The organism is Agromyces sp. LHK192, from assembly GCF_004006235.1.
Lineage (GTDB): Bacteria > Actinomycetota > Actinomycetes > Actinomycetales > Microbacteriaceae > Agromyces.
The window spans coordinates 3691752-3714598 of the sequence record NZ_CP034753.1; the positions used below are offsets into that span (position 1 = coordinate 3691752).

The 22847-nt window shown below is 67.9% G+C and carries 23 protein-coding genes and 1 pseudogene; 13 read left to right on the forward strand and 11 right to left on the reverse strand.

Annotated elements, in window-relative coordinates; translation table 11 throughout:
- Positions 1-156: 156 nt before the first annotated feature.
- The 4 genes from ELQ40_RS16820 to ELQ40_RS16835 all read right to left on the reverse strand — a co-directional run bounded on the left by ELQ40_RS16820 (position 157) and on the right by ELQ40_RS16835 (position 2478).
- Positions 157-648 carry a hypothetical protein gene (locus ELQ40_RS16820; RefSeq protein ID WP_127794721.1) on the reverse strand — a complete coding sequence of 164 codons (492 nt, stop codon included), beginning with the start codon at positions 646-648 and terminating at the stop codon, positions 157-159.
- Positions 649-671: 23 nt separating this feature from the next.
- Complete coding sequence (locus ELQ40_RS16825; RefSeq protein WP_127794722.1) at positions 672-1250, reverse strand: RNA polymerase sigma factor; 579 nt, start codon at positions 1248-1250, stop codon at positions 672-674.
- Positions 1251-1499: 249 nt separating this feature from the next.
- Positions 1500-1805 carry a hypothetical protein gene (locus ELQ40_RS16830; protein ID WP_127794723.1) on the reverse strand — a complete coding sequence of 102 codons (306 nt, stop codon included), beginning with the start codon at positions 1803-1805 and terminating at the stop codon, positions 1500-1502.
- Positions 1806-1890: 85 nt separating this feature from the next.
- Positions 1891-2478, reverse strand: a complete 588-nt coding sequence (locus tag ELQ40_RS16835) for a hypothetical protein (protein WP_127794724.1) — start codon at positions 2476-2478, stop codon at positions 1891-1893.
- Positions 2479-2956: 478 nt separating this feature from the next.
- On the opposite strand from ELQ40_RS16835, the gene ELQ40_RS16840 reads away from it, so the two are divergent.
- Both ELQ40_RS16840 and ELQ40_RS16845 read left to right on the forward strand, forming a co-directional pair.
- Positions 2957-3364, forward strand: coding sequence for a hypothetical protein (locus ELQ40_RS16840; RefSeq protein ID WP_127794725.1), 408 nt, complete (start codon positions 2957-2959; stop codon positions 3362-3364).
- 340 nt (positions 3365-3704) lie between these two features.
- Positions 3705-4559, forward strand: a complete 855-nt coding sequence (locus tag ELQ40_RS16845) for a hypothetical protein (protein ID WP_127794726.1) — start codon at positions 3705-3707, stop codon at positions 4557-4559.
- A gap of 146 nt (positions 4560-4705) precedes the next feature.
- Here the strand turns inward: ELQ40_RS16845 and ELQ40_RS16850 are convergent, their stop codons facing one another.
- Positions 4706-5059, reverse strand: a complete 354-nt coding sequence (locus tag ELQ40_RS16850) for a GntR family transcriptional regulator (protein ID WP_127794727.1) — start codon at positions 5057-5059, stop codon at positions 4706-4708.
- Positions 5056-5970 (reverse strand): hypothetical protein, encoded by a 915-nt coding sequence (locus ELQ40_RS16855; RefSeq protein WP_127794728.1) that lies wholly within the window; start codon positions 5968-5970, stop codon positions 5056-5058. Before ELQ40_RS16855 ends, ELQ40_RS16850 begins: the two co-directional genes overlap by 4 nt.
- 265 nt (positions 5971-6235) lie before the next feature.
- Here ELQ40_RS16855 and ELQ40_RS19245 point away from each other — a divergent pair.
- Positions 6236-6400: pseudogene (locus ELQ40_RS19245) on the forward strand (IS3 family transposase); the annotation flags it as partial.
- A 1074-nt stretch (positions 6401-7474) separates the two neighbouring features.
- Here ELQ40_RS19245 and ELQ40_RS16865 read toward each other — a convergent pair.
- A complete protein-coding gene (locus ELQ40_RS16865; RefSeq protein ID WP_127794730.1) occupies positions 7475-8053 on the reverse strand; it encodes a hypothetical protein in 579 nt (192 codons plus the stop codon).
- A 300-nt stretch (positions 8054-8353) separates the two neighbouring features.
- On the opposite strand from ELQ40_RS16865, the gene ELQ40_RS16870 reads away from it, so the two are divergent.
- Positions 8354-11320, forward strand: coding sequence for a carboxypeptidase-like regulatory domain-containing protein (locus ELQ40_RS16870; RefSeq protein WP_127794731.1), 2967 nt, complete (start codon positions 8354-8356; stop codon positions 11318-11320).
- A 34-nt stretch (positions 11321-11354) separates the two neighbouring features.
- Here the strand turns inward: ELQ40_RS16870 and ELQ40_RS16875 are convergent, their stop codons facing one another.
- Positions 11355-12296, reverse strand: coding sequence for a DMT family transporter (locus ELQ40_RS16875; protein WP_255424730.1), 942 nt, complete (start codon positions 12294-12296; stop codon positions 11355-11357).
- A gap of 223 nt (positions 12297-12519) precedes the next feature.
- On the opposite strand from ELQ40_RS16875, the gene ELQ40_RS16880 reads away from it, so the two are divergent.
- The 3 genes from ELQ40_RS16880 (at position 12520) to ELQ40_RS16890 (ending at position 14775) form a co-directional block, all read left to right on the forward strand.
- Positions 12520-13059, forward strand: coding sequence for a signal peptidase II (locus tag ELQ40_RS16880; protein ID WP_127794733.1), 540 nt, complete (start codon positions 12520-12522; stop codon positions 13057-13059).
- Between the two features lie 84 nt (positions 13060-13143).
- A complete protein-coding gene (gene lpdA / locus ELQ40_RS16885) occupies positions 13144-14544 on the forward strand; it encodes a dihydrolipoyl dehydrogenase (protein WP_127794734.1) in 1401 nt (466 codons plus the stop codon).
- A gap of 33 nt (positions 14545-14577) precedes the next feature.
- Positions 14578-14775 (forward strand): hypothetical protein, encoded by a 198-nt coding sequence (locus ELQ40_RS16890; protein WP_127794735.1) that lies wholly within the window; start codon positions 14578-14580, stop codon positions 14773-14775.
- A gap of 200 nt (positions 14776-14975) precedes the next feature.
- Here ELQ40_RS16890 and ELQ40_RS16895 read toward each other — a convergent pair whose 3' ends face one another.
- Positions 14976-16589 (reverse strand): cation acetate symporter, encoded by a 1614-nt coding sequence (locus ELQ40_RS16895; RefSeq protein ID WP_127794736.1) that lies wholly within the window; start codon positions 16587-16589, stop codon positions 14976-14978.
- Positions 16589-16996 (reverse strand): DUF485 domain-containing protein, encoded by a 408-nt coding sequence (locus ELQ40_RS16900; RefSeq protein WP_127794737.1) that lies wholly within the window; start codon positions 16994-16996, stop codon positions 16589-16591. Before ELQ40_RS16900 ends, ELQ40_RS16895 begins: the two co-directional genes overlap by 1 nt.
- A gap of 165 nt (positions 16997-17161) precedes the next feature.
- Here ELQ40_RS16900 and ELQ40_RS16905 point away from each other — a divergent pair, with 165 nt between their 5' ends.
- From ELQ40_RS16905 to ELQ40_RS16925, 5 genes are read left to right on the forward strand one after another with little or no spacing between them, the layout of a single operon-like run.
- Positions 17162-18355: a sensor histidine kinase gene (locus ELQ40_RS16905; protein ID WP_127794738.1), complete on the forward strand. Its 1194-nt coding sequence runs from the start codon at positions 17162-17164 to the stop codon at positions 18353-18355.
- Entirely contained in the window at positions 18352-19089 is a 738-nt protein-coding gene (locus ELQ40_RS16910; protein ID WP_127794739.1) for a LytTR family DNA-binding domain-containing protein, read from the forward strand. Before ELQ40_RS16905 ends, ELQ40_RS16910 begins: the two co-directional genes overlap by 4 nt.
- Positions 19086-19517, forward strand: a complete 432-nt coding sequence (locus ELQ40_RS19250; RefSeq protein WP_240665843.1) for a hypothetical protein — start codon at positions 19086-19088, stop codon at positions 19515-19517. Before ELQ40_RS16910 ends, ELQ40_RS19250 begins: the two co-directional genes overlap by 4 nt.
- Entirely contained in the window at positions 19514-21001 is a 1488-nt protein-coding gene (locus ELQ40_RS16920) for a cation acetate symporter (protein ID WP_127794740.1), read from the forward strand. Before ELQ40_RS19250 ends, ELQ40_RS16920 begins: the two co-directional genes overlap by 4 nt.
- Before the next feature lie 56 nt (positions 21002-21057).
- Positions 21058-21798, forward strand: coding sequence for a sulfite exporter TauE/SafE family protein (locus ELQ40_RS16925; RefSeq protein ID WP_127794741.1), 741 nt, complete (start codon positions 21058-21060; stop codon positions 21796-21798).
- Between the two features lie 19 nt (positions 21799-21817).
- Here ELQ40_RS16925 and ELQ40_RS16930 read toward each other — a convergent pair whose 3' ends face one another.
- Positions 21818-22465 carry a GNAT family N-acetyltransferase gene (locus ELQ40_RS16930; protein WP_127794742.1) on the reverse strand — a complete coding sequence of 216 codons (648 nt, stop codon included), beginning with the start codon at positions 22463-22465 and terminating at the stop codon, positions 21818-21820.
- Positions 22466-22546: 81 nt separating this feature from the next.
- Between ELQ40_RS16930 and ELQ40_RS16935 the strand changes: the two genes are divergently transcribed.
- Positions 22547-22765: an Rv0909 family putative TA system antitoxin gene (locus ELQ40_RS16935; RefSeq protein ID WP_127794743.1), complete on the forward strand. Its 219-nt coding sequence runs from the start codon at positions 22547-22549 to the stop codon at positions 22763-22765.
- The last annotated feature ends 82 nt before the right edge of the window (positions 22766-22847 follow it).

Sequence of the window (22847 nt, forward strand, 5' to 3'; positions counted from 1 at the left end):
GAGTGAGCTCAGCTCGCGGCTTGAACGGGTGCTCGCTTTCGCTCTACACCGCCACGAATTACGGAGGAACGACGTGGAACTGCGGAGTGGGATGCAGCTCGCTCCCAGCACAGGTGAATGACCAGGTGCGATCGGTCGTAGCCCGGTAAGGCGCGCTCACGCCTCGAGCGGCGCCATCCCAAGTCGGTTGCAGATGGTCGGTGTATCTGATGGAACGACTGCGGCGGCGCCGTCTGGCATCACGCAGACTTCCAGTTGTGCAGGCACTCGTCCCGGCGGGTTGCTCGTCGCGACCGGGTCGTAGTCGGGTTCGAATAGCCCGTCGACCCACATCTGACTGCACAGCTCGACGGCGTTTTCGACTCTGCCGCGCCCATCATCGGACGCGATGGTGCCGCCAACGGCGCCTGGATAGCTGCCATCCGCTGCCCTGGTATCGGACTTCAGGCAGAAGACGTACTTCGCATTCGAGGCTCGCTGCGCTTCCAATACGATCCCGCCGGCTGTCGCTCCGACCCCAGCTACTGCGAAGGCGATACCTCCGGCGATCCACCAATTGCGACGCCTCCGCACGCTGTGGCGCGTGGGCTCTTGACGAATCTCTTCGAGCAGCAAGGCTCGAATGGCTGCGTCGCGGCCCGGATCCATCGTCGGAGAGTTCGTTTGCTCGTTCAAGAGGTTGCCCCCTCCAGACCTGGTGCGTATGCCCCGAGGTCGACTTGAAGACGTCGCCGGATCCGTGAAAGCCGTGACTTGACCGTCCCAACGGGCACGTTGAGTGCCGTCGCGGCCTCCGCCATCGACAGTTCTTCCACAAGGCAGAGCTCCACGATCTGCCGATCCCGACCATTCAGGTTCCCTATTGCAGTCCGAATCGCACCAGCTGCGCTCTGGGCATGCATCCGATCTACGAGGCGATGCGAATGGTCCGGCGCCGGATCCGCAGCCGGAATCTTTGCGAGGACTCGCCGGTGCCGGCGGGTGGAGCGTCGACGGCTCAACGTGACGTTGACCATGACGACCAGCAGCCACGGTCGGAGCGACCCATCGACGAAACGTACGTCCGCGCGTTTACGCCACGCCTCAAGGAAGACGATGGCCACCACATCCTCCGCGTCGGAGGTGTTCGCCACTCGGGCCAACGCCGCGCGGTAGATGATGTGCTTGTAGCGGTCGTAGATCACGCCGAACGACGACTCGGTGCCCCCAATGGCCTCGAGCCAGAGGGACGAATCTGACCGGTTCTCCATGACACGACAATGAAAACACGGCGATCTCAGTTCACCGAATCAGGTGCGCGGCTGCTGCACGCGGTCCCCCTCAGTGCAGCAGCCGCTGATCTCACGTCCGCCAGGCGAACGCCCCGGTCAGCTCGGGGACAGGATCGACATCGGAAACCTCGCGACGACCGGAGCGGCGACGCAGCCGCCGCCGCGATCGGCCCAACGCTCCGATCGAACGCCGCGGCTCGCGAGTCCTCACGGGAGCTCTGGCGCGAACTACTCAGCCTCGTGGGTTCGAAATACTTCGCGGCCTGCGGCGTGCAGGCAAAGCGTTGGGGAGTCGGTTCCGTCAAACACGTAGGTCACCAGTGATTCGAGGCCGGTACCGCCGGCATGACTTGCAATATGGCTGACGAGTTCGCCGGAATGGTTGGTAAGGGTGGGGCGGCTTTCGAACAGCTTCCTGGCGTCAGCTTCATTCGCGGCTCTGATGTACAGCACCGTGCTGTCGGGAAGTCGTTCCACGAAGAGCACTACCGCGTCGATCGACGCAATACGTACTCGCCGGTTGATGAGCGTCAAGTCGTTCTCCGTTCGGGCTCAATCTATGACGGCTGCTTGGAGCGGGGCGGGCCGCCATGATCCCCATGGCGGCCCGTTACGAGCTCTACTGAGTGACGCCGAATGCGTCGTCTACGTAAGTTACGCCGTTCATGTGTAGGTGCGCCTTCAGGTTCACCGCCTGACCGGGCACTGGGCAGAACCCGTTGCTTCTGGTCGAGAGGGAAGTTCCGTGGCCATCGGCGGAACCGCAAGCCTGGTACGGCCCGGATCCGAAGCGGATCATGCAGTCCAGTGTCTTGTACGGTCCGTACGGCATCCCGTTGGCAGTCGTCGTGTAGGTGATCCAACCGGGCTTGATGTTCAGATGCGCATACGCGTAGTCCTGCGCGAGCGCGCCGAAATCTTGCGCGCTCGGGCCCTCGGTGCAGTCGAGCTCGAGGACGTCGATCATTCTCTGCTGCAGGTCGAGTGGCAGCGGCACGCCATCCTCGTCGCTGAGGTCGACGGTGATCCCTTCGCACACCTCCACGATGCCTTCGTTCGGGAACAGCTCTGCGCTCGAGAAGTCAGAAGGAACCGCCGCGGACACCGAAGCCAGACGATCTGCGGCAGGACGGCTTGCCTGCAACAAGGTCGGAGCCGAGGAGACCGGTGCTGCGTTCGCCGCCGGCGCGATACCGATCGCGGCCACAACCGCGATACTGCTGAGTAGGGCGATATGAGTAGCTCGAGCTATGGATCGTCGCATTTTCATCCCTTCAAGGGGCTCGTCCGTCGAGTCCTATATGGGAATGTCCGATCGGCTATCTCGGTTCCATCTTCGCGCGACCTTGAACGAAGCCCATCACCAGACTTGCCCCGACTAGAGCGGCGCCAATGGGCGCCGCCACCTCTCGGATCAGTCGAACAACGAGTTCTAGCGCGACACGCGCGTCCTGACCTTGCGGTGTCGCACCCATTGCCGCCCGGTCCGCGACGGCTGGGAGGAGGACAATCACCACTCCAGCGGCGACCGTAACTGCCACACCCCAAGTCAATACCGTCTTCGGCGTACCCTTCATCGAAATCGACTTGCTCACCTGCGAACCCTCACTCACTGCTGCCCTTCCTCTTCCACGCGACCCCGCGTCTACTCATTGATGTCCGGCACTGAGGATTGGTTCCCAATCATGCTTCGTGACAACGACCGCGCGCTCATGGTGCCGCGCCAACTGCATCGGCACGGTCTAGGAGATCGCAAGTCTCGATGGGAGGCGCAGACTCGCATCAGCGACTTTGCCAAGGCAGGCATCGACGGCATGCTCGCGATCTGGGGCGGACAGCCAGACGCATGTTCAACACGGAGGGATCAACTGAGCGCGCCGACAATCAGCCTTGCCATTGGTGGATTTCTAGCTTGGATTCTCGCCGCCGCATTTGTGTGGCCGTTCGTGACGTGGATCGTTTACGTGCTCTGGGCAATCGTCGCGATCACAGTCGTGGTTCGCACGATCCGAAACCCCCGGCTACGGCGCGAAGGCGCCCATCCATGTCACGAACCATATACAGGACAGCTATCTGGGCCCGCCGACGATTGACCCGATGGATCCCGCCGCAAGCTCTAGAGGCGGCGATGCGCCGCACCGGACCCCATGCACCGCCTGTCCATCAAGCAGCTTGCCGACACTGACCTGCTCGGACATCGGTACCTGCCCGGTCGGCTGTCCCGACGAAGCGCGAGTTCGGCCGAGTAACGAGGCCGTGGTCAGATGGAACTCAGTTGATCCCATGCTCGCACGGAGCTCGCACGGAGCTCGCACGGAGATGGAACCTGGATCGCCGATCGGACATTCCCTATTGGACGCGATGGACGCGCCCAGACAAGAGGAGGAACGCCAGGCTACGTTCCAGCCCTCCTCTCATCGCACACGAACAGAATTGGACATCATCATTAAGAAAATTCTCGCTGCGGGAGCGATCGCAGCCGTCATCGTCTTGGCAATTCCAACGACTGCTCAGGCCGCAATGCAGTGGTACAAGAACAGCCAGTCTGCGCAAGCGCAGATCAGCAGTTCGTCGCAGATCAGTCCGGCGGCCGGCGGCCGAGCACGCACCTTCAGCACGGGTGGTGTCATGAAGACGTACGTTGATCACTACCGGGCAGGGTCACGAATCGGCGGCGGGACTGGCGCCGCGGGCGATGTGGTCGACTTCGTGCACCCGTCCCAGAACCTCGTCACCGCGTACTGCTACTGGAATTCCAACGCTCAGATCAGTGGCACCACGCTCCAAACTTGCGGCGTGAAGAATTACGAGGGAGACACGGGCCTCCCGCCCATTCCGTCACGAGTTGGCTCCAGCGAAGACTTCGCGAGCAGTTCCGCGTCCCAAGCAGCATCTGACATTGGTGTGGGCACGCAACTGGCAACTGCAGGTGAGGCGAGCTATCGGGACTGGGTGGCAAAGGACGGCGGGCATTGCGTGAGCGTCAGCGAAGGCGACCTGACGGCTCAGGCATGCACCGAGGCGACCAATTTTCTGCAGCGCGGTGTAGCAGTAGGTCTTCGGCTGGCTTCCGGCGAGGTCAAGGCCGCGTACGTGCTGCCAGAGGCGGTTGGTGTCGGTGGGGCGGAAGGCGTGCTGGCCACTACCAACAATCGCCTGGTTGTCGACGCTGGGTCAGGGGCGGAGCGAGGAGCCGCTGCAACCGTGAACATCATTGGAGCCTCGGGCAAGACATTTGCGTTCCCCGATCTCACGACTGGTTGGATCGATATTCCTGGAACCAAGTAGTCGTTCGTGATCAGGATCGGAGAGCCTGCCGCTATCGTGGCGGGCTCTCCGATCCTGCCTGAATTCCCATGCGTCCTCTTCAAGCCCGACCCTTTCCACAGAAGCTCGACGCCCCACCAAGCGATCGCGGAGAGCTCGCGGTCACGCTAACCGCGCCATACTGCGCGTAGCACTCGAATCGCTTCGTCGAGGTCGATACCTTCACGCCTGCCGACACCAGCGAGGCGGCTGGCCGCTTCGAGGAACCTTCGTGGTGTCGCGGAGGCATCGACGCTGACCCGGGTGCCGCTTCCGATCCTTGTGACGAGCAATCCTTCGGCCTCAAGCGAGTGGTACGCCTTCGCCACCGTTCCTGGAGCGATCTGCAGATCGTTCGCTAGCTGTCGTACGGACGGGAGTCTCTGGTCGCCGGACAGGAGACCCGTCGCTATGAGTCCCCGAATCTGGTCCCGAATCTGATCGACGATCGGCCCCCCCGTTTCGGTGAGGGTGATGATCATGCAGTCGCCATCTCGGCCATGTGCCTCTTCGAGGCAGGTGCGACGACACTCAACAGGACCAAACACCACAAGGTGAAGCCGGTCGCGACAGAAATGTAGCTGGCGACCAGCAGCAGGGGGCCGAGGTCAGCGAAGGACGCACCTACCTCGGCCCACCCTGCGGTGCCGGCGTCGAATCCGATACGGACCGTGGAAGTGCCGTACAGCGAAAGCAGCACCGCTCCAAGATGGAGCAAGAGGCCGCCGGCACTCACTGACAGGAGGTTCCGCGCTCTCGCCGTTCTCTGGGTTATATCCGCGTCGCGATCGATGGCGAGTGCCGGACGGGAGATTAGCTCGAGCTGGACGAGAACCAGGGCGACGATCACCGCGATCAATACCAAGCAGAGCACGGAGTAGAACCACCCGTAGATGGTCGTACTCCCGCTCGCGCCGGTGGCTGCGTCGACTTCGTAGATCAAGTACCTGCCGTCCTCGTCTGGACGCGACATCGTCCCGGCGAGAACTGTGACCGCGAGCACTGCGGTGAGCGCGGCGATCGTGAATATCGCCCAGGGAAGCGGCACGAAGGTTGCCAATGTGCGGCGCGAAAGCTCGACCCCGCCCCGTTGGTCGTTATTGCGCGCGGTCGGCAACAGCAACGCCAACGCCACCAAGCAGAGCACCAATGGGAATGCGAATCGAAGATCGAACAGGGTCGACACCGCGGCAACACTCAGGTTCCCGGCTGGAAACGTCACCCAAGCGTTCCACACGATCGCGAATACCAGAACGACAAGCAGACCAACAGCCGTCCAGCCCCGACACCATGGCGACAGCAGCGGCCACGAACGCCGCCGAAGGAGCCATACAAGCGAAGCGAAAGCCAATCCAACGACGACGGGCCCGTATTGCATGAGCGGGATGGTCACTTGCCTCCGCCTCTCTGTTTTGATGTGTACTAGTGAGATAGTACACATCGTATTAGTATGGTGACACGATATCCGAACGGAAGGAGCAGCAGAAACAGCCGGTCGGGACGACTGAAGGCGTGGGTGACTGCTTGACCTGCCCCGTAGGACACTTACGAGCGTTGCTGTGGCGATCTGGCTCTCACTGAGAGGCTCTGATCATGCCGAAGGCTTTCCTGCGGAGTTTCGGGCACGTGCGGTCACGCTCGTGCGTGCCGGTTGTCCGAAAGAACTGAGCGCCCGCGTCGAGCTCGCGAACGCGATCTTCGAGTACATAGAGATCTTCTACAACCGCCGCCGACGCCACCCGGCCGTCGGCTACCTCAGCCCGATCGAAAACGAACTACGGATGGATCAACCATTCATCCCATGCCTGACCGCTACACGCTGACCGATAACCAAACCATGGGGCAGGTTGAGGAGTCACCTACACCTTCGGCAGTCCCCAGCGCGTTGAACGCCGACTCACGCGGCTACGATCCCAGTGTGGTCCGAAGCCATGTAGCGCCCCTCGGAATGGCGATTCTGATTGTGCTCGCGTTCTCTGCCTGCAACTCGAGCGCCGACCTCGACGCTGACGTGACCAACGCATCCGGATCTGGTTCGACACAGACGGAGCCACCCGCTGCCGTCGTGTGGCCGGATGGCGCGTCGGAGAGCACCCCTGATTGTCAGGACGCTTCGGCCGCAGTGGTCGCCGCGATCAACGACACGATCGACAACTCCATGCCAGGTGGCGCGAACCAGGTCGAGTGGATCACGGCGCATCCCGATCCAGAACTCGGCCGATGGCTACTCACCGGTGTGCTGCCAACGAGCGGGAGCGAGGGCGGATACTTCGTTGTTTGGGCATCCGCTTCGAACCCGACTACGACGGACTTTTCTGGGGATCTCGTGACCGTGGGCAGCTCGACCGCCACGATTTCGTATGCACCGCCATTGACACCTTCGTACGTAGGCCCGTCAGAGATGGACGACGTACCCCCAGCGGCCCTTGCGTGTGGTCAAGCGCGGTTGCAATAAGCATTCGAGGGTGGCCCTAGCCTTTGGTGGACTGCCTGACGTCGTCGCGGCAGAGATCGCTAGGTCATGACCCCCAGGACACCTTGGGGTCATGGTTCCACCAGTCGTACCAAGATTCGACCGCCCGCGTTACACCGCGTAGGCGACCGTCATCGTGGACGAATCCGGTGTAGCGGCCGGTCTTCCGTCGTTCCATCGGATGGAGAACGCGATCGACTTTCTGTTCGTTTCGCCCTCGAACACTTCGCCCGTCAGGCCGTTGAAGTTTGCGAAGCCGGAGAACAGCTGCGTGTCGTTGGCGGTCTCTGATGGGCGAACCCCATCGTCGTTGAGGTTGACAGTGGAAGTCGGCCGTTCTTCTGGCGCCCGGTACACCTAGGGCATGTCCGTGAACTCGTGATCGCTGCAGCCGCGTCGGTCGCAACATGTCTCCCTGAAGCGACTACTCGACAACCACGATGTAGGCGTCGTGCGCTTCGGCCCAGTCGGTTGCTGCGGCGACCATCGCGTCTCGATCGCTGGTGCCGATCAGTCCGGTCCCTCCGGATTCGTCGACGGAGGAGATCGTGATCCATGCACCCCAACCCCAGTAGACGATGACAACGGCGCGCCCAATCGCGTCCGCGTACGAGGTTGCTACCTCGCGGATGCTTCGTTCGCCCGCCGTAGGCGCAAACTCATCGTCGGCCTGGGCTAGGGCCACACCAGCGGCTGCGTCGGCGACGATCTGGTCGATGACCGGCTGCGGGAGGGGTTGACCGGGTGTCACGATGACGACCGTGCCATCGTGAAGCGTGATGTCGCGAGAGGCGTGCCTCGCGATCACTTGCTTCTCGTGCTCGGAGAGCTCACCGTCCCCGTCCGAGTCCCCATCGATCGGCGCGGGCGCCGCCGTGGCGGCCGCGCTCGGGATCGCTTCGGCGGAGGGCAAGAACGAACCGTCCACGCTTGCACAGCCGGTGAGCAGGGGAAGCATCAGCAGCGCGGTGAGGGCGACACGGCCGGTTCGAGTCTTCATCACGCGGCGAATCTATCGCCGGCCGCCGATGGTAGCGCTCGATGCTCGCGGTGTTCGTGCCGCATTATTTCGCCCAGATCAGTCCGAGTACTCGTCGGGTGGGCCTACACCGCGGCGCTACTGGTGATCGCGTTCGCCGTAGTTCAGCTTGCCGCGCTGGCATCGTTGCGCGGCGCCCATGCCGGCTGGACGAGGACGAATGGACGGTGTGGAGCCCGGAGGACGCCCTGTGCCCGCCCTGGATATGCTCGGCTCCGACCGACATGTCGCCGTCGCACCGCCCGCCCGTCTCGAAGGACCCGGATGCCACCCACCCGTAGCGCACGATGGATCTCGATCGTCATCGCAATCGCCTCCCTCCTCGTGCTCACGGCTCCCGTGCCGTCCGCGTCCGCCTCCGCTCCCGAACAATCCGTGTATGGCTCTACCGCCGTGATGGACACCGCCGGCACCCCCCTCGTCGACGCCTACGTCCTGCTCGATCCGGTCGCTGGGGGCGGCCAGGTCGTCGCGAAGACCGATACGGACGGGATCGCGACGTTCACGGACGCGCCGCAGGAACCGACTGAGTACCGCATGCGCGTGAATTGGACATGGATCGACCAATCGGGCCTGTGGTACCGCGTCGCCGACGGCTTCTCCGCCGACGGGGGAACCCCTGCGACGGTGGTCATCAGCTCGAGCCAGGGTGATCACCGGCTGGAGGCACGAATCCCAGTGCGGCTCGGCACCGGGAGCGTCTCCGGCACGGTGACCGCGCCTGATGGGAACGCGGTCCCGGGAGCACACGTCGAGGTCCGTGGGCGGGGATCAGGTTTCGTGACGGCGAATTCAGCCGGCGCCTTCCTAGTGCCGCATGTCCCACCGGGCACATTCCAGGTCACGGCGAGCTGCACCTGTGAGGTGACCGGAGCCCCGTTCGGCGCGCTGCCATCGTCGCCGATCACCGTCACCCTCGTGGAGGGAGAGCAGCTTCTCGGCACCGATGTGCAGCTCCGGGCCAAAGGGCGCATCAGCGGATCGCTCGTGCGCGAGAACGCAGAGGGAAGTCGTTCTCCGGTCGTCGATCCAACGCGCGCGGTCGTCGTGTACCGGGAGGGATTCGCGCCGACGAAGCAGTTCGCGTCGTACAAGGTGCTCTCCGCGCCGGACGGCTCCTGGTCGCAACACCTGGAACCGGGTCGGTACCAGGTCGTCTTCGGCCGCTATCTGACACCACTGGGCGCGGCGAACAAGGTCTTCGTACCCGATCAGTACTACTCCGTGGGGCAGTCTGCGTCCAAGGCGACGGTGGTGTCGGTGGAAGCCGGGATCGGGGCGACCGGGATCGATGCCGTATATCCCGACACGGAACCGCTCACCGTCGGGCCGGTCCACTCGTCGATCGTGATCGCGGACCGCGACGGCAGGCGGGTGCCCGGCGCCGTCACCGTCGTCACGCCCGTCATGAGCGGCGAGTCCTTCCGATCAGCATCCGATCAGGGCGGGTGGTCGTCGTTCCACGCCGCCCCTTACCTGCCCACGCTCGCGGAACTGCGGATCGAGCACCGCCGCGAAACCTGGGTGTACACGACCTCCGGGTTCGTGCCCGATACCACCGGCGCAGTGCCGCTGCCGATCTGGATCCGTGCGGGTGGCGGCGAGGGGATCACCCTCCGAGACCGGCTCCCGTTTCGCCTCGGTTCGGGATCCATCGAAGGCACCGTCACGGCCGGATGGGACCAGGGGAAGTCGGTTCGCGCGACGCTGACCACGCCGACCGGTGACGTCATCGCACAGACCTGGACTGAGGGGGTGGATCTTGCGTACACCTTCCGCGACATCCCCGACGGCGACTACCGGATCTCGTTCGACCATCCGTCGCCCGACCTCGACCGAGCTCCATTCGGTCTCGACGTGAGGTGGTACCGGAACTCCGCGAGCCTGCACGGCGCAACACCCGTGACCGTCGCCGGGGGTGCCGCCGTCGAACTGGATCACCAGACCTTGGCGGCTCGCGGCAGAATCAGCGGTGCGATTCGAACTGCGGCTCCGGGCGGTGGATCGAAGCCACTCACGGACCGAGTGATCGCCGTGTACCCAGCACACTCGTCGCCGACGTCGTCTGATGCCGGCTACTCGACGGTCGATGCCGATGGCGCGTGGTCGATCGACCTGCAGCCCGGTGCGTATCGGGTCGCGTTCGGGGTCGGCGAGGGGTCATCGTTCGTCGTAGAGCACTACCACGGCGGCGGCTCATCGGCGGAAGCCGTCATCCTCGAGGTCCGGGCCGCGGTTGAGATCCCGCACATCGATCGCACCTACCCGATCGAACCGGAACCGGAACCGGAACCGGAACCGAAGGAGCCTGTCGTCCGATTGGCAGGCCCCGACCGGTTCGCGACGGCAGCCGCGATCTCCGCGGCCGCGTTCGCCCCAGGGGTGGAAACCGCGTACATCGCTTCCGGCGCCAATTTCCCCGACGCCCTCGCTGGCGCCGCAGCGGCCGGATCCTCCGACTCGCCCGTCCTCCTCGTCCCCGCAGACGGCTCGCTCCCGGACAACGTCCGAACCGAACTCACCCGCCTCGAGCCGAAGCAGATCATCATCCTCGGCAGCCCCGCCAGCATCGCCGCCACCATCAACGACCGACTCCGTTCCCTCACCTCCGGCGAAGTCGTCCGATTGGCAGGCCCCGACCGGTTCGCGACGGCAGCCGCGATCTCCGCGGCCGCGTTCGCCCCAGGGGTGGAAACCGCGTACATCGCTTCCGGCGCCAATTTCCCCGACGCCCTCGCCGGCGCCGCAGCGGCCGGATCCTCCGACTCGCCCGTCCTCCTCGTCCCCGCAGACGGCTCGCTCCCGGACAACGTCCGAACCGAACTCACCCGCCTCGAGCCGAAGCAGATCATCATCCTCGGCAGCCCCGCCAGCATCGCCGCCACCATCAACGACCGACTCCGTTCCCTCACCTCCGGCGAAGTCGTCCGATTGGCAGGCCCCGACCGGTTCGCGACGGCAGCCGCGATCTCCGCGGCCGCGTTCGCCCCAGGGGTGGAAACCGCGTACATCGCTTCCGGCGCCAATTTCCCCGACGCCCTCGCCGGCGCCGCAGCGGCCGGATCCTCCGACTCGCCCGTCCTCCTCGTCCCCGCAGACGGCTCGCTCCCGGACAGCGTCCGAACCGAACTCACCCGCCTCGAGCCGAAGCAGATCATCATCCTCGGCAGCCCCGCCAGCATCGCCGCCACCATCAACGACCGACTCCGTTCCCTCACTCGGCCGGGTTGAGTCGACCCTGCGCGCTCCGCGGCCGCAGTACGAATCAGCCGGCGGATGCCTCGACCGGCGCACGGCGCCGACCCAGGCGCAGCCGCCCCTGCGCGAACAGGATGCCGACGAGCACGAGCACCGCGCCGGCCGGTTCGTGCCAGCTCAGCCGCTCGCCGAGCAGGAGCAGGCCCAATGCGACGCCGACGACGGGCGTGATGTACGTCACCGTCGACGTGCCCGTCGGCCCCCAGGCGCGCAGCACGTTGATGTTCCAGATGTACGCGAGCCCGGTGCCGAGGATGCCGAGCGCGAGGAGCGAGCCCACCACCGCCCAGTCGAGCTCGACCGGCTCGAGCGCGAGCCACGGCGTGAGCAGGAGCATCACGACCGCCGACACCCCGATCGACAGGAACGCGAACGTCGCGGGCGCGATCGGCCGGTGGCTCAGGAACCGGCGCTGATACCCGAACGTGAACCCGTAGCAGAGGGTCGCGACGAGGCACGCGAGCTGACCGGCGAGGCTGCCGGTGAGCCCGGCGAGCTGCCACGGTGCGATGACGACGAGCACGCCGAGGATCCCGAGGCCGACACCGAACCACCGGCTGCCGCCCAGCCGTTCGACCCGGAACACGAGCGTCGCCATGAGCGCGGTCATGATCGGGGTGGTCGCGTTGTAGATCGACGCGAGGCTCGACGACACGTACTGCTCGGCCCACGCGAAGCACAGGTACGGGATCACGCACGTCGTGAACGACACCACGAGGAAGTGCAGCCACACGATCGGCTCACGCGGCAGCAGGGGCCCCGGCCGCCCGTCGGCACCCGCGATCCGCGGACGCATGACCGCCACGATCACGGCGAGCGCGATGCCGCCGAGCACGGTGCGCGACCACGCGACCTGCCCGAACGAGACCCCCTCGAGCGCGACCTTCATGAAGAGGAAGCTCGACCCCCACACGATGCCCATGGCGATGAACTGGAGCCACGCCGACACCGGTCCGGTGCGGGTGACGGATGCCTCGGCCGAGACCTCGGGGGTGGTGCGAACGCTCACCGGTCGAGCGTACGGCGGCCCGGGGGCGACGGCATCCCCGCCCGAGCACGCTGTCCGGAATCCGCCGAAGGTCGGCAGCCGCGGTGGAATCCGGGAGGCCAGGCGGAGTTCTGCAGCCTCCGGGGAGTTCGGCGGCCCCGGGCGCGCCTGCGAAGATGGAGGCATGCCCGCCAGAACCCCGAAGTGGACGACCGCCGCGCCCTGGATCGCCATCGCGATCGCGGTGGTCGTGATCGTCGTCGACCAGCTCACGAAGATCTGGGCCGAGGCATCCCTGACGACGACCGAGCGCATCGAGCTGGTCGGCGACCTGCTCGGCCTGCAGCTCGCGTACAACCCCGGCGCCGCGTTCTCGATCGGCGAGGGCTCGACGTGGATCTTCACGATCCTCTCGGGGGTCGGTGTCGTCGTCGCGGCGTGGTTCGCCTGGCGTACGCGCTCGCGCGCGTGGGCGATCTGCCTCGGGCTGCTGCTGGGCGGCGCGACCACGCACTTCCTCGACCGGCTGCTGCGGCAGCCCTCGTTCGGGCAGGGCCACGTCGTCGACTTCATCGCCTACCTGAACTGGTTCATCGGCAACGTCGCCGACATCGCGTTGTTCGCCGGAGCGGTGATGCTCGTCGTGCTGTTCGCTCTCGGCATCGAGCAGCGCCCGCACGACGACGAGGCCCCGGCGGAGGAGACGGCCCCGGTCGTCGAGTAGGCGCGCAGCCCTATCGAGACGCCCGCGCGGAGCGCCGCGTCGAGACCCTCCCGCTCCGCGCGCCACGCGCCTAGGCTGGCCCGCATGGCCAACCACTTCGACGTCGTCATCCTCGGCGCGGGTCCCGGCGGGTACGTCGCCGCCATCCGCGCCGCCCAGCTCGGCCTCACGGTCGCCGTCATCGAGGAGAAGTACTGGGGAGGGGTCTGCCTCAACGTCGGCTGCATCCCCTCGAAGGCGCTGCTGCGCAACGCGGAGCTCGCGCACATCTTCCACGCCCAGGCATCCACGTTCGGCATCTCGGGCGACGTGCACTTCGACTTCGGCGCGGCGTACGACCGCAGCCGGCAGGTGTCGGAGAAGCACGTCAAGGGCGTGCACTTCCTGATGAAGAAGAACGGGATCACCGAGTTCGACGGACGCGGGTCGTTCACCGGCCCCAACTCGATCGACGTGCGCCGCGCCGACGGTTCGGTCGAGCAGCTGACGTTCGCGAACGCGATCATCGCGACGGGGTCGAGGGTGCGCCTGCTGCCCGGCGTCGAGCTCTCGCCGAACGTCGTGACGTACGAATCGCAGATTCTCACCCGTGACCTGCCGCGCTCGATCGCGATCGTCGGCGCCGGCGCGATCGGCATGGAGTTCGCCTACATCCTGCGCAACTACGGCGTCGAAGTGACGGTCATCGAGTTCCTCGACCGCGCGCTGCCGAACGAGGACGTCGAGGTCTCGAAGGAGATCACGCGCCAGTACCGCAACCTCGGCGTGCCCATCCTCACCTCGACGAAGGTCGAGCAGGTCGTCGACCAGGGGGCATCCGTCACGGTGTCGTACACCGGCGCCGAGGGGCAGCCGGGGCAGCTCGTCGTCGACAAGGTGCTCATGGCCGTCGGCTTCGCGCCGAACGTCGAGGGCTTCGGCCTCGAGACGACCGGCGTGCAGCTCACCGAGCGCGGTGCGATCGGCATCGACGAGCGGATGCGCACGAACGTGCCGCACATCTACGCGATCGGAGACGCGACCGCGAAGCTCATGCTCGCGCACGTCGCCGAGGCGCAGGGCGTCGTCGCCGCCGAGACCATCGCCGATGCCGAGACCATGGAGCTCGGCGACTACCGGATGATGCCGCGTGCCACGTTCTGCTCGCCGCAGGTCGCGAGCTTCGGCCTCACCGAGCAGCAGGCCCGCGACGAGGGCTACGACGTGGTCGTCGCCAAGTTCCCGTTCACCGCCAACGGCAAGGCGAACGGCCTCGGCGACCCGGTCGGCTTCGTGAAGCTCGTCGCCGACAGGACCCACTTCGAGCTGCTCGGCGGCCACCTCATCGGGCCGGATGCCTCTGAGCTGCTGCCCGAGCTCACCCTCGCGCAGAAATGGGACCTCGGCGCCCTCGAGCTCGCCCGCAACGTGCACACCCACCCGACGCTGTCGGAGGCGCTGCAGGAGGCGTTCCACGGGCTCGTCGGGCACATGATCAACATGTAGGGGCGGATGCCCCGGGAGGAAGGCGGGTCGAACATGAACTGGGTGCTGATCGTGCTCGGCGCACTGCTGACGGCCTCAGGCGTGGTCTGGACGTTCCAGGGACTGGGCGTCCTGCCCGGCTCCGCCATGAGCGGCGTCACGCTCTGGGCGATCGTCGGGCCGATCGTGGCCGTGGTCGGCATCGCCCTCCTCCTCTGGGGCGTCGCCCGGCGCCGGCGCATCCGCCGATAACCGTCCTGTTCCTCTGGTACGGCTCCGCGCGAAGGGGGCGGATGCCGAAGCATCCGCCCCCTTCCGAGGTTTCGACACGGCTGGGCAGGCGATGTCCTGCCGCATCGATCCGGTTGCCGGCGGCGGGTTCTCCCCACCCGCCGCCGGGGTCTTCGACCGGACGGGCGCCCGCCCCCTCGGGCTGCCCGGCCGGTCCGGTCCTAGTGGTCGACCGCCTTCTCGGCTCCGACACCGGTGAGCGAACGCACCTCCATCTCGGACTGCTTGAGCGGGTCCTCCGTGCCCTTGTCGAGCACCGTGCCGAGCCAGCCCAGGAAGAACGCGAGCGGGATCGAGATGATGCCGGGGTTGGACAGCGGGAAGATCGCGAAGTCGATCGTCTCGGTCTTCAGCATGCTCGTCTCGGAGCCCGAGACGACCGGCGAGAAGATGATGAGGACGATCGCCGAGATCAGGCCGCCGTACATGCTCCAGAGGGCGCCCTTCGTGGTGAAGCGCTTCCAGAAGAGCGAGTAGACGATCGTCGGCAGGTTGGCCGACGCGGCCACGGCGAACGCGAGCGCCACGAGGAACGCGACGTTCTGGCCGTTCGCCCCGATGCCGCCGATGATCGCGACGACGCCGATGATGAGCACCGTGCGGCGGGCGACCTTGACCTCGGCGCCCGGCTCGGGCTTGCCCTTCTTCACGACCGACGCGTAGATGTCGTGCGCGAAGCTCGCTGCCGCGGTGATCGTGAGGCCGGCGACGACCGCGAGGATCGTCGCGAACGCGATCGCCGAGATGAGTCCCAGCAGCAGCGGTCCGCCGAGTTCGAACGCGAGCAGCGGTGCCGCCGAGTTGGGTCCGCCGGGCGCGGCCGCGATCACCTCGGGGCCGACGAGCGCGGCAGCGCCGTAGCCGAGCACCAGGGTGAACACGTAGAAGATGCCGATCAGCCAGATCGCCCAGACGACCGACTTGCGGGCCTCCTTCGCGGTGGGCACGGTGTAGAACCGCATCAGCACGTGCGGCAGCGCGGCGGTGCCGAGCACGAGCGCGAGGCCGAGCGAGACGAAGTCGATCTTCGAGACGTCGGAGACGCCGTACTTGAGTCCCGGGTCGAGGATGGCCGGGTTGCCGGCGACCTCCACGGCCTTGTCGAGCAGCGCCGAGAAGTCGAACCCGTTGATCGCGAGCACCCAGACGGTCATCAGGCCGGCGCCCGCGATGAGCAGCACCGCCTTGATGATCTGCACCCACGTGGTGCCCTTCATGCCGCCGATGAGCACGTACAGGATCATCAGCGCACCGACGACAGTGATGACGAGCGCCTGGCCGAGCTGGTCGCCGACGCCGAGCAGCAGCGACACGAGTCCGCCGGCGCCGGCCATCTGGGCGAGCAGGTAGAAGAAGCAGACGACGAGGGTCGTGGTCGCGGCGGCGATGCGCACGGGGCGCTGCTTGAGGCGGAACGACAGGACGTCGGCCATCGTGAACTTGCCGGTGTTGCGCAGGAGTTCGGCGACCAGCAGCAGGGCCACGAGCCACGCGACGAGGAATCCGATCGAGTAGAGGAACCCGTCGTACCCGGTCATGGCGATCGCGCCGACGATGCCGAGGAAGGACGCCGCCGACAGGTAGTCGCCCGCGATGGCGGAGCCGTTCTGGCCGCCCGTGAACGAGCGCCCGGCGGCGTAGTAGTCGGCGGCGGTCTTGTTGTTCCGGCTGGCGCGGAACACGATGACCATGGTGACGGCGACGAACGCGCCGAAGATGGCGATGTTGAGCCACGGCTCGCCGGGCGAGGTCGTGGCGGCTTCGAGGTGCAGCATCAGCGGGTCACCCCCTCGGCGTCGGTGCCCGTCGTGGCGGTGCCGGCGGCGGCCAGGTCGAAGTCGCCCTGCTCGATCTCGTCGCGCAGCTGCTCGGCCTTCGGGTCGAGGTGCTTGTTCGCGTAGCTCACGTACCACATGGTCACGGCGAACGTCGTGACGACCTGGGCGAGGCCGAGGATCATCGCGAGGTTCACGCTGCCGAACACGCGAGTCGACATGAAGTCGTGCGCGTACACGGCCAGCAGCACGTAGGCGAGGTACCAGACGAGGCAGGCACCGAGGACGGGGAACACGAAGCTGCGGTGGGTCCGCCGCAGCTTCTGGAATTCAGGTGATGCTTGCACGGCGGGGTAGTCGACGCGGTCCAGCGCCGTCTGCTCCGCACTCAGGGCGTCGTTGCCCATGGCGTCTCTCCTTCGAGGGGGTCCGGCGAGGCGGCAGCCACGCCGCTGCCATGCTCCCGATCCCGGCGACCGGCCGGAAGGCTTCGCCGCTCGTCGTCGCCGAACGGCGCGGAAGCTGCGACGAACGGCGCGCGTGCACCGCTCAACGGCGGCTACCGTGGGGGGATGCCCGAGTCGACGTTGCTCGCAGCCGCTGCCGGCGTGGTCGCCGGTGCGCTCGCCGTCGGACTCGTGGTCCTGTTGCGCCGGATCGTGCTCGCGTCACGCGATCTCGGCACCGACGAGGAGCGGGCGACCTACCGCACGCTCCACCTCGCGTCGCGGGCCGCGGCCCACCTGCGCGGCGGTCTCGGCGAGCAGGATGCCGCGCGCGCGACCCGGCACCTCCGGGCCCTCCTCGCATCGCGGACGCTCGCCCTCGCGGATGCCTCGGGCGCCGTGTCGATCGACGGCGACGAGGCGCTGCGCGAGCAGGCCGCGACGCTCGCGGCGCAGGTCGCCGCGTCGGGCCGACCACAGGTGCAACGCGGCATCCGTGCCGGTTCGTTCGAGACGGATGCCGCGGCCGCGCCCGTGCTCGTCGGGCGCCGCGCGGTCGGCGCGGTCGTGGCGTTCGAACCGACGGTGCGCTCGGGGCTCGTGCGCGCCACCGGCGAGGTGGCCGACTGGGTGGCCGCGCAGGTCGAGCTCGGCGAGCTCGAGGCGTCGCGCGCCGCGTTGGCCGAAGCCGAGGTGCGGGCGCTTCGCGCCCAGATCAGCCCGCACTTCATCTACAACTCGCTGAACGCGATCGCCTCGTTCATCAACACCGACCCGGCGACGGCTCGCGAACTCGTGCTCGAGTTCGCCGACTTCACGCGGTACTCGTTCCGGCGCCACGGCGATTTCACGACCGTCGCCGAGGAGCTCCGTTCGATCGACAGCTACCTCCGCCTCGAGCGGGCCCGGTTCGGCGACCGGCTGCGGGTCACGCTCCAGATCGCCCCGGAGGTGCTGTCGACGGTCGTGCCGTTCCTGTCGATCCAGCCGCTCGTGGAGAACGCGGTCAGGCACGGCCTGGAGTCGAAGGAGGGCGGCGGGCGCATCACGATCGAGGCATCCGACCAGGGCGCCTTCGCCGACATCAGCGTGGAGGACGACGGAGTCGGCATCGACCCCGCGGTGCTCGAGCGCGTGCTCGCCGGCGGTGCCGCGGGCGAGCACGTGGGGCTGCGCAACGTCGACGCCCGGCTCCGCCAGGTGTACGGCGAGGAGCACGGCCTCGTCGTCGAGACGAACCTCGGCGCGGGCACCCTGGTGCGCATGCGCGTGCCGAAGTCGCAACCGGGGCACGACCACGAGGGAAGGAACGACCGGTGATCTCCGTCCTCATCGCCGACGACGAGCAGCCCGCGATCGACGAGCTCGCGTTCCTGTTGGGCCAGGATCCGCGGATCGGCGTCATCCACGTCGCGAACTCCGGCTCGGAGGCGATCCGGCTCCTCACCCGCGAGACCGTCGACGCCGCGTTCCTCGACATCCACATGCCAGGTCTGACGGGGTTCGACCTCGCCCGCGCCCTCCAGCGGTTCGACCGCGCGCCCGCGCTCGTGTTCGTCACCGCCGACGAGGAGGGCGCCCTCGAGGCGTTCGACCTCGCCGCGGTCGACTACCTGCTCAAGCCCGTGCGCACCGAGCGGCTCCAGCGGTCGGTCGGCCGGGTGGTCGAGGCACTGGGCGCCCCGGCGCCGACGCCGTCGACTGCGCCGCAGCCCGAACTCATCGCCGTCACGCTCGGCGGCACGACCCGCATGATCCGCCGCGACGACGTGCGCTACGTGCAGGCGCAGGGCGACTACGCGCGCCTGCACACCGAGGAGGCGAGCTTCCTCGTTCGCGTGCCGATGGCCGACCTGGAGCGGCAGTGGGCCGACGCCGGGTTCGTGCGCATCCACCGCTCCTACCTCGTCGCCCTCGGGCACGTGACGCGGGTCCGGCTCGGCGGGGACCACGCGAGCGTCTCGGTCGGCGGTGCGGAGCTGCCGGTGAGCCGGCGCCTGCTGCCGGGCCTTCGCGAGCGGCTCGACTCGACGACGCTCCGGGGCCGGTCGTGACCGACGACGCGGCGCCTCCCCCGCGGGTGCGCGTGACCGCGCCGCGGGCGGGGACGAGTACGGGGACGAGCCCCGGTTCGGATGCCGGTGCGCCGGGCGCTGCGGGGCCGGCGGGCGCTGCGGGGTCGGCGAGCGCGCCCGGTGGCTCCGGCGGCGACGTGCAGGGCGTCTACCTGCGCTCGCTGATCCGCTCGCAGCTCCGGCTGGGGCTGGTCTGCGCCGCCGGGTTCGTGCTCGCGACGGCGCTGTTCGTGGCGGCCGTCGTGCTGACGCCGGCGCTCGACGGCGCGTTCGTGGCCGGCGTGCCCGCATCGTGGCTGCTGATCGGGGTCGGCGTCTACCCGCTCGCCCTCACGATCGGCGCCCTCTACGTGCGCGCGGCGTCGCGCAACGAGGCGCGCTACCGGTCGCTGCTGGAGGGTTCGTGAACCCCGCCGTCGGCTACTCGGCGATCGTCGCGGTGGCCGTGACCAGCGTGCTGATCGGGTTCTACGGCCTGCGGGTCTCCCGGACGACCAGCGATTTCTACGTCGCGAGTCGAACGGTTCGGCCGTGGTGGAACGCGTCGGCGATCGGCGGCGAGTACCTGTCTGCGGCATCCTTCCTCGGCGTCGCCGGGCTCATCCTGCTGACGGGCGTCGGCGGGTTCTGGTTCCCGATCGGGTACACGGCCGGGTACCTCATGCTGCTGCTCTTCGTCGCCGCGCCGCTGCGCCGTTCGGGCGCGTACACGATCCCCGACTTCGTGCGGGCGCGCCTCGACTCGATCGCGGCACGCCGGGTGACGAGCGTGCTCGTGATCGTCATCGGATGGTTCTACATCGTGCCGCAGCTCCAGGGTGCGGCGTTGACGGTGCGCATCACCACGGGCCTGCCCTCGTGGGCCGGGTCGGTGGCGGTCGCGCTGATCGTCGCGGGCGTGGTCGCGGCGGGCGGCATGCGTTCGATCACGTTCGTGCAGGCCTTCCAGTTCTGGCTGAAGCTGACGGCGCTCGCGGTGCCGGTGTTCGCGCTGCTGATCGTCGTGGGTTCGGGATCGGTCGAGCCCGTGCTCGAACCGGTCGCGGCGTTCCCGGCCGAGGCCGGGCCGAGCAGCCTCGACTGGTACCGCACGGTGTCGCTCATGGTCGCGCTGCTGCTCGGCACGCTCGGCCTGCCGCACGTGCTGGTGCGGTTCTACACGAACCCCGACGGGCCCGCGGCGCGGCGCACGACCGTGATCGTGCTCGGGCTGCTCTCGGTCTTCTACCTGTTCCCGACCGCGTTCGGCCTGCTGGGGCGGGCGTTCGCGCCCGATCTCGCGACGACCGGCGAGGCCGACGCGCTCATCCTCGTGCTGCCCGACCGGCTGGTGCCCGGTCCGGTCGGGCAACTCCTGACGGCACTGGTGATCGCCGGGGCGTTCGCGGCCTTCCTGTCGACGTCGTCGGGTCTCGTCGTCTCGCTCGCCGGCGTCATCAGCCAGGACCTGCTCGGCGGCAGCGTGCGGGGCTTCCGCGCGGCGGCACTCGTGTCGTCGCTGGTGCCGCTCGCGGTCGCGCTGGCGACCGAGTCGACCGGGCTCGCGGGCAGCGTGGGGTTGGTGTTCGCGTTCACGGCGTCGACGCTGTGCCCGGTGCTGCTGCTCGGCATCTGGTGGCGGGGGCTCACCTCGCGCGGGGCGATCTCGGGGATGGTGACGGGAGCGGTCCTCTCGGGCGCGGCGATCCTGCTCGGCGGCCCGTTGGCGTCGGCGGCGCCTGCGGTGCGACCGCTGCTCGAGCAGCCCGCGGCGTGGACCGTGCCGATCGCGGTCGCGGTGACGGTGATCGTGTCGGTCGCCGACCGACGCGGCGTGCCTCGCAGCACCGACGCGTTCCTGCGCCGGCTGCACGTGCCCGAGGACGCCCGCCGGCCGTCGGCGGATTCGTAGGCGCGGACTCGTAGGCGCGGACTCGTAGGCGCGGCCGGGCCACGTAGACTCCCCGAGTGCTCCTCGCGGTCTCCCTGTCGGTCCTGGTCGGCGCCTTCGCGCAGCGGGTGACCGGGATGGGCTTCGCCCTCGTGGCCTCGCCCGCGCTGGTGCTGCTGCTCGGGCCGTTCGACGGCGTGTTCGTGGTGAACCTGTGCGCCGTGCTCAGCTCGCTGCTGATCCTCCCCCGCGTGTGGCGTGCGATCGACTGGCCGCGACTCGCCCGCCTGCTGCCCGCCGCCATCGTCGGCACGGCCGTCGGCGCCGTGGTCGCGGCATCCGTGCCCGGACCGGCACTGCAGTTCGGGATCGGCGTGCTCGTGCTCGTCGCGCTGACGGCGACGCTCCTCGCGTCGCGCACCGCACGCGTTCCCGATCGGCTCGGGGTGACGCTTGCAGCGGGCGGCGCATCCGGGTTCATGAACGCCGCCGCGGGCGTCGGCGGACCGGCGATCGCGGTCTATGCGATCGCGACCCGCTGGCCGCAGCCGGCCTTCGCGGCGACGAACCAGCCGTACTTCGTGGCGATCGGCGTCGCGTCCCTCGTCGGCAAGTTCGCCGCATCGGGATGGTCGCTGCCCGAACTCGATCCGTCGATGTGGATCGCCGTCGCGGTCGCGGTCGTGCTCGGCCTCGTCGTCGGCGAACTGCTGCACCGCCGAATCGGCAACCGCGCGGCCCGGATCGGCGTGATCGTGCTGGCCTATCTCGGCGCGGCCGCGGCGACGGTCGACGGGGCGATCGAGCTCCTGGCCTGAGCGACTCGGTCCGGGCGCCTCAGTCGGCGACGGCCCCGAGCGCGACCGGGCGGTCGCCCCACGCATCGACGCGAGCCTGCAGGCGCTCGCGCACGTCCGGCCACTCGTCGATCAGGATCGAGTGGATCGCGGTGTCGCGCCAGGTGCCGTCGGCACGCGGCTGATCGCGGCGCGCGATGCCCTCGAAGGATGCCCCGAGCTTCAGGATCGCGGCGCGCGAGCGCGCGTTCAGCGCGTCGGCCTGCAGCCGCACTCGCCCGAAGCCGTGGTCGAACGCGAGGCCGAGCAGCAGGAGCTTCGCCTCGGGGTTGACGACCGTGCCCCAGACCTCGGGCGCGTAGGCGGTCCAGCCGATGTGCGCCTTCTCACGCTCGGGTTCGAGGTCGCCGAGCTTGGTCGCGCCGATGACGGCGCCGTGGTCGGGGCCGCCCTCGATCCGCACCGTGAACGGCAGCGCGGCAGGGCCCGCAGACCAGCACGCCGCACCGAACTCGGCGAAGGCGGCGGCATCCGACGGGAGCCCGGCCGGCCCGCCGCCGAACCCTCCGGCGAACACCTCGGGGCGGCGCAGCACACGGTCGAGCTCAGGCAGGTCGGCCTCGGTGAACGGGGTGAGACGGATGCGTCGGCCGACGAGGGGTTCACGGGGAGGCAGGTTCGCGGTCACCCGCTCGACACTACCGGCGCCGTGGGGCCCGGAATAGGCTGGTCGGGCTCGGCATCGGAGCCGAGGCGGAACGGGGGAACCATGGCCGGCATCGACGACCTCGCCAAGCAGGCGGGCGACTTCATCGAGCAGAACAAGGACAAGATCCAGGAGGTCCTCAAGAGCGAACAGGCCGAGGACATCAGCGACAAGGTGCTCGACGGCATCGGCGAAGCGGTCAAGAAGATCACGCCCGACGAGCATGACGGCATGATCGACGACGTCAAGGGCAACATCGACAAGTCGATCGGCAACCAGTAGCGCCGGTCGATCGACGAGGGGGCGGATGCCGAGGCATCCGCCCCCTCGTCGCGTCCGGCGCGATCTCGTGCGGCGCGATCTT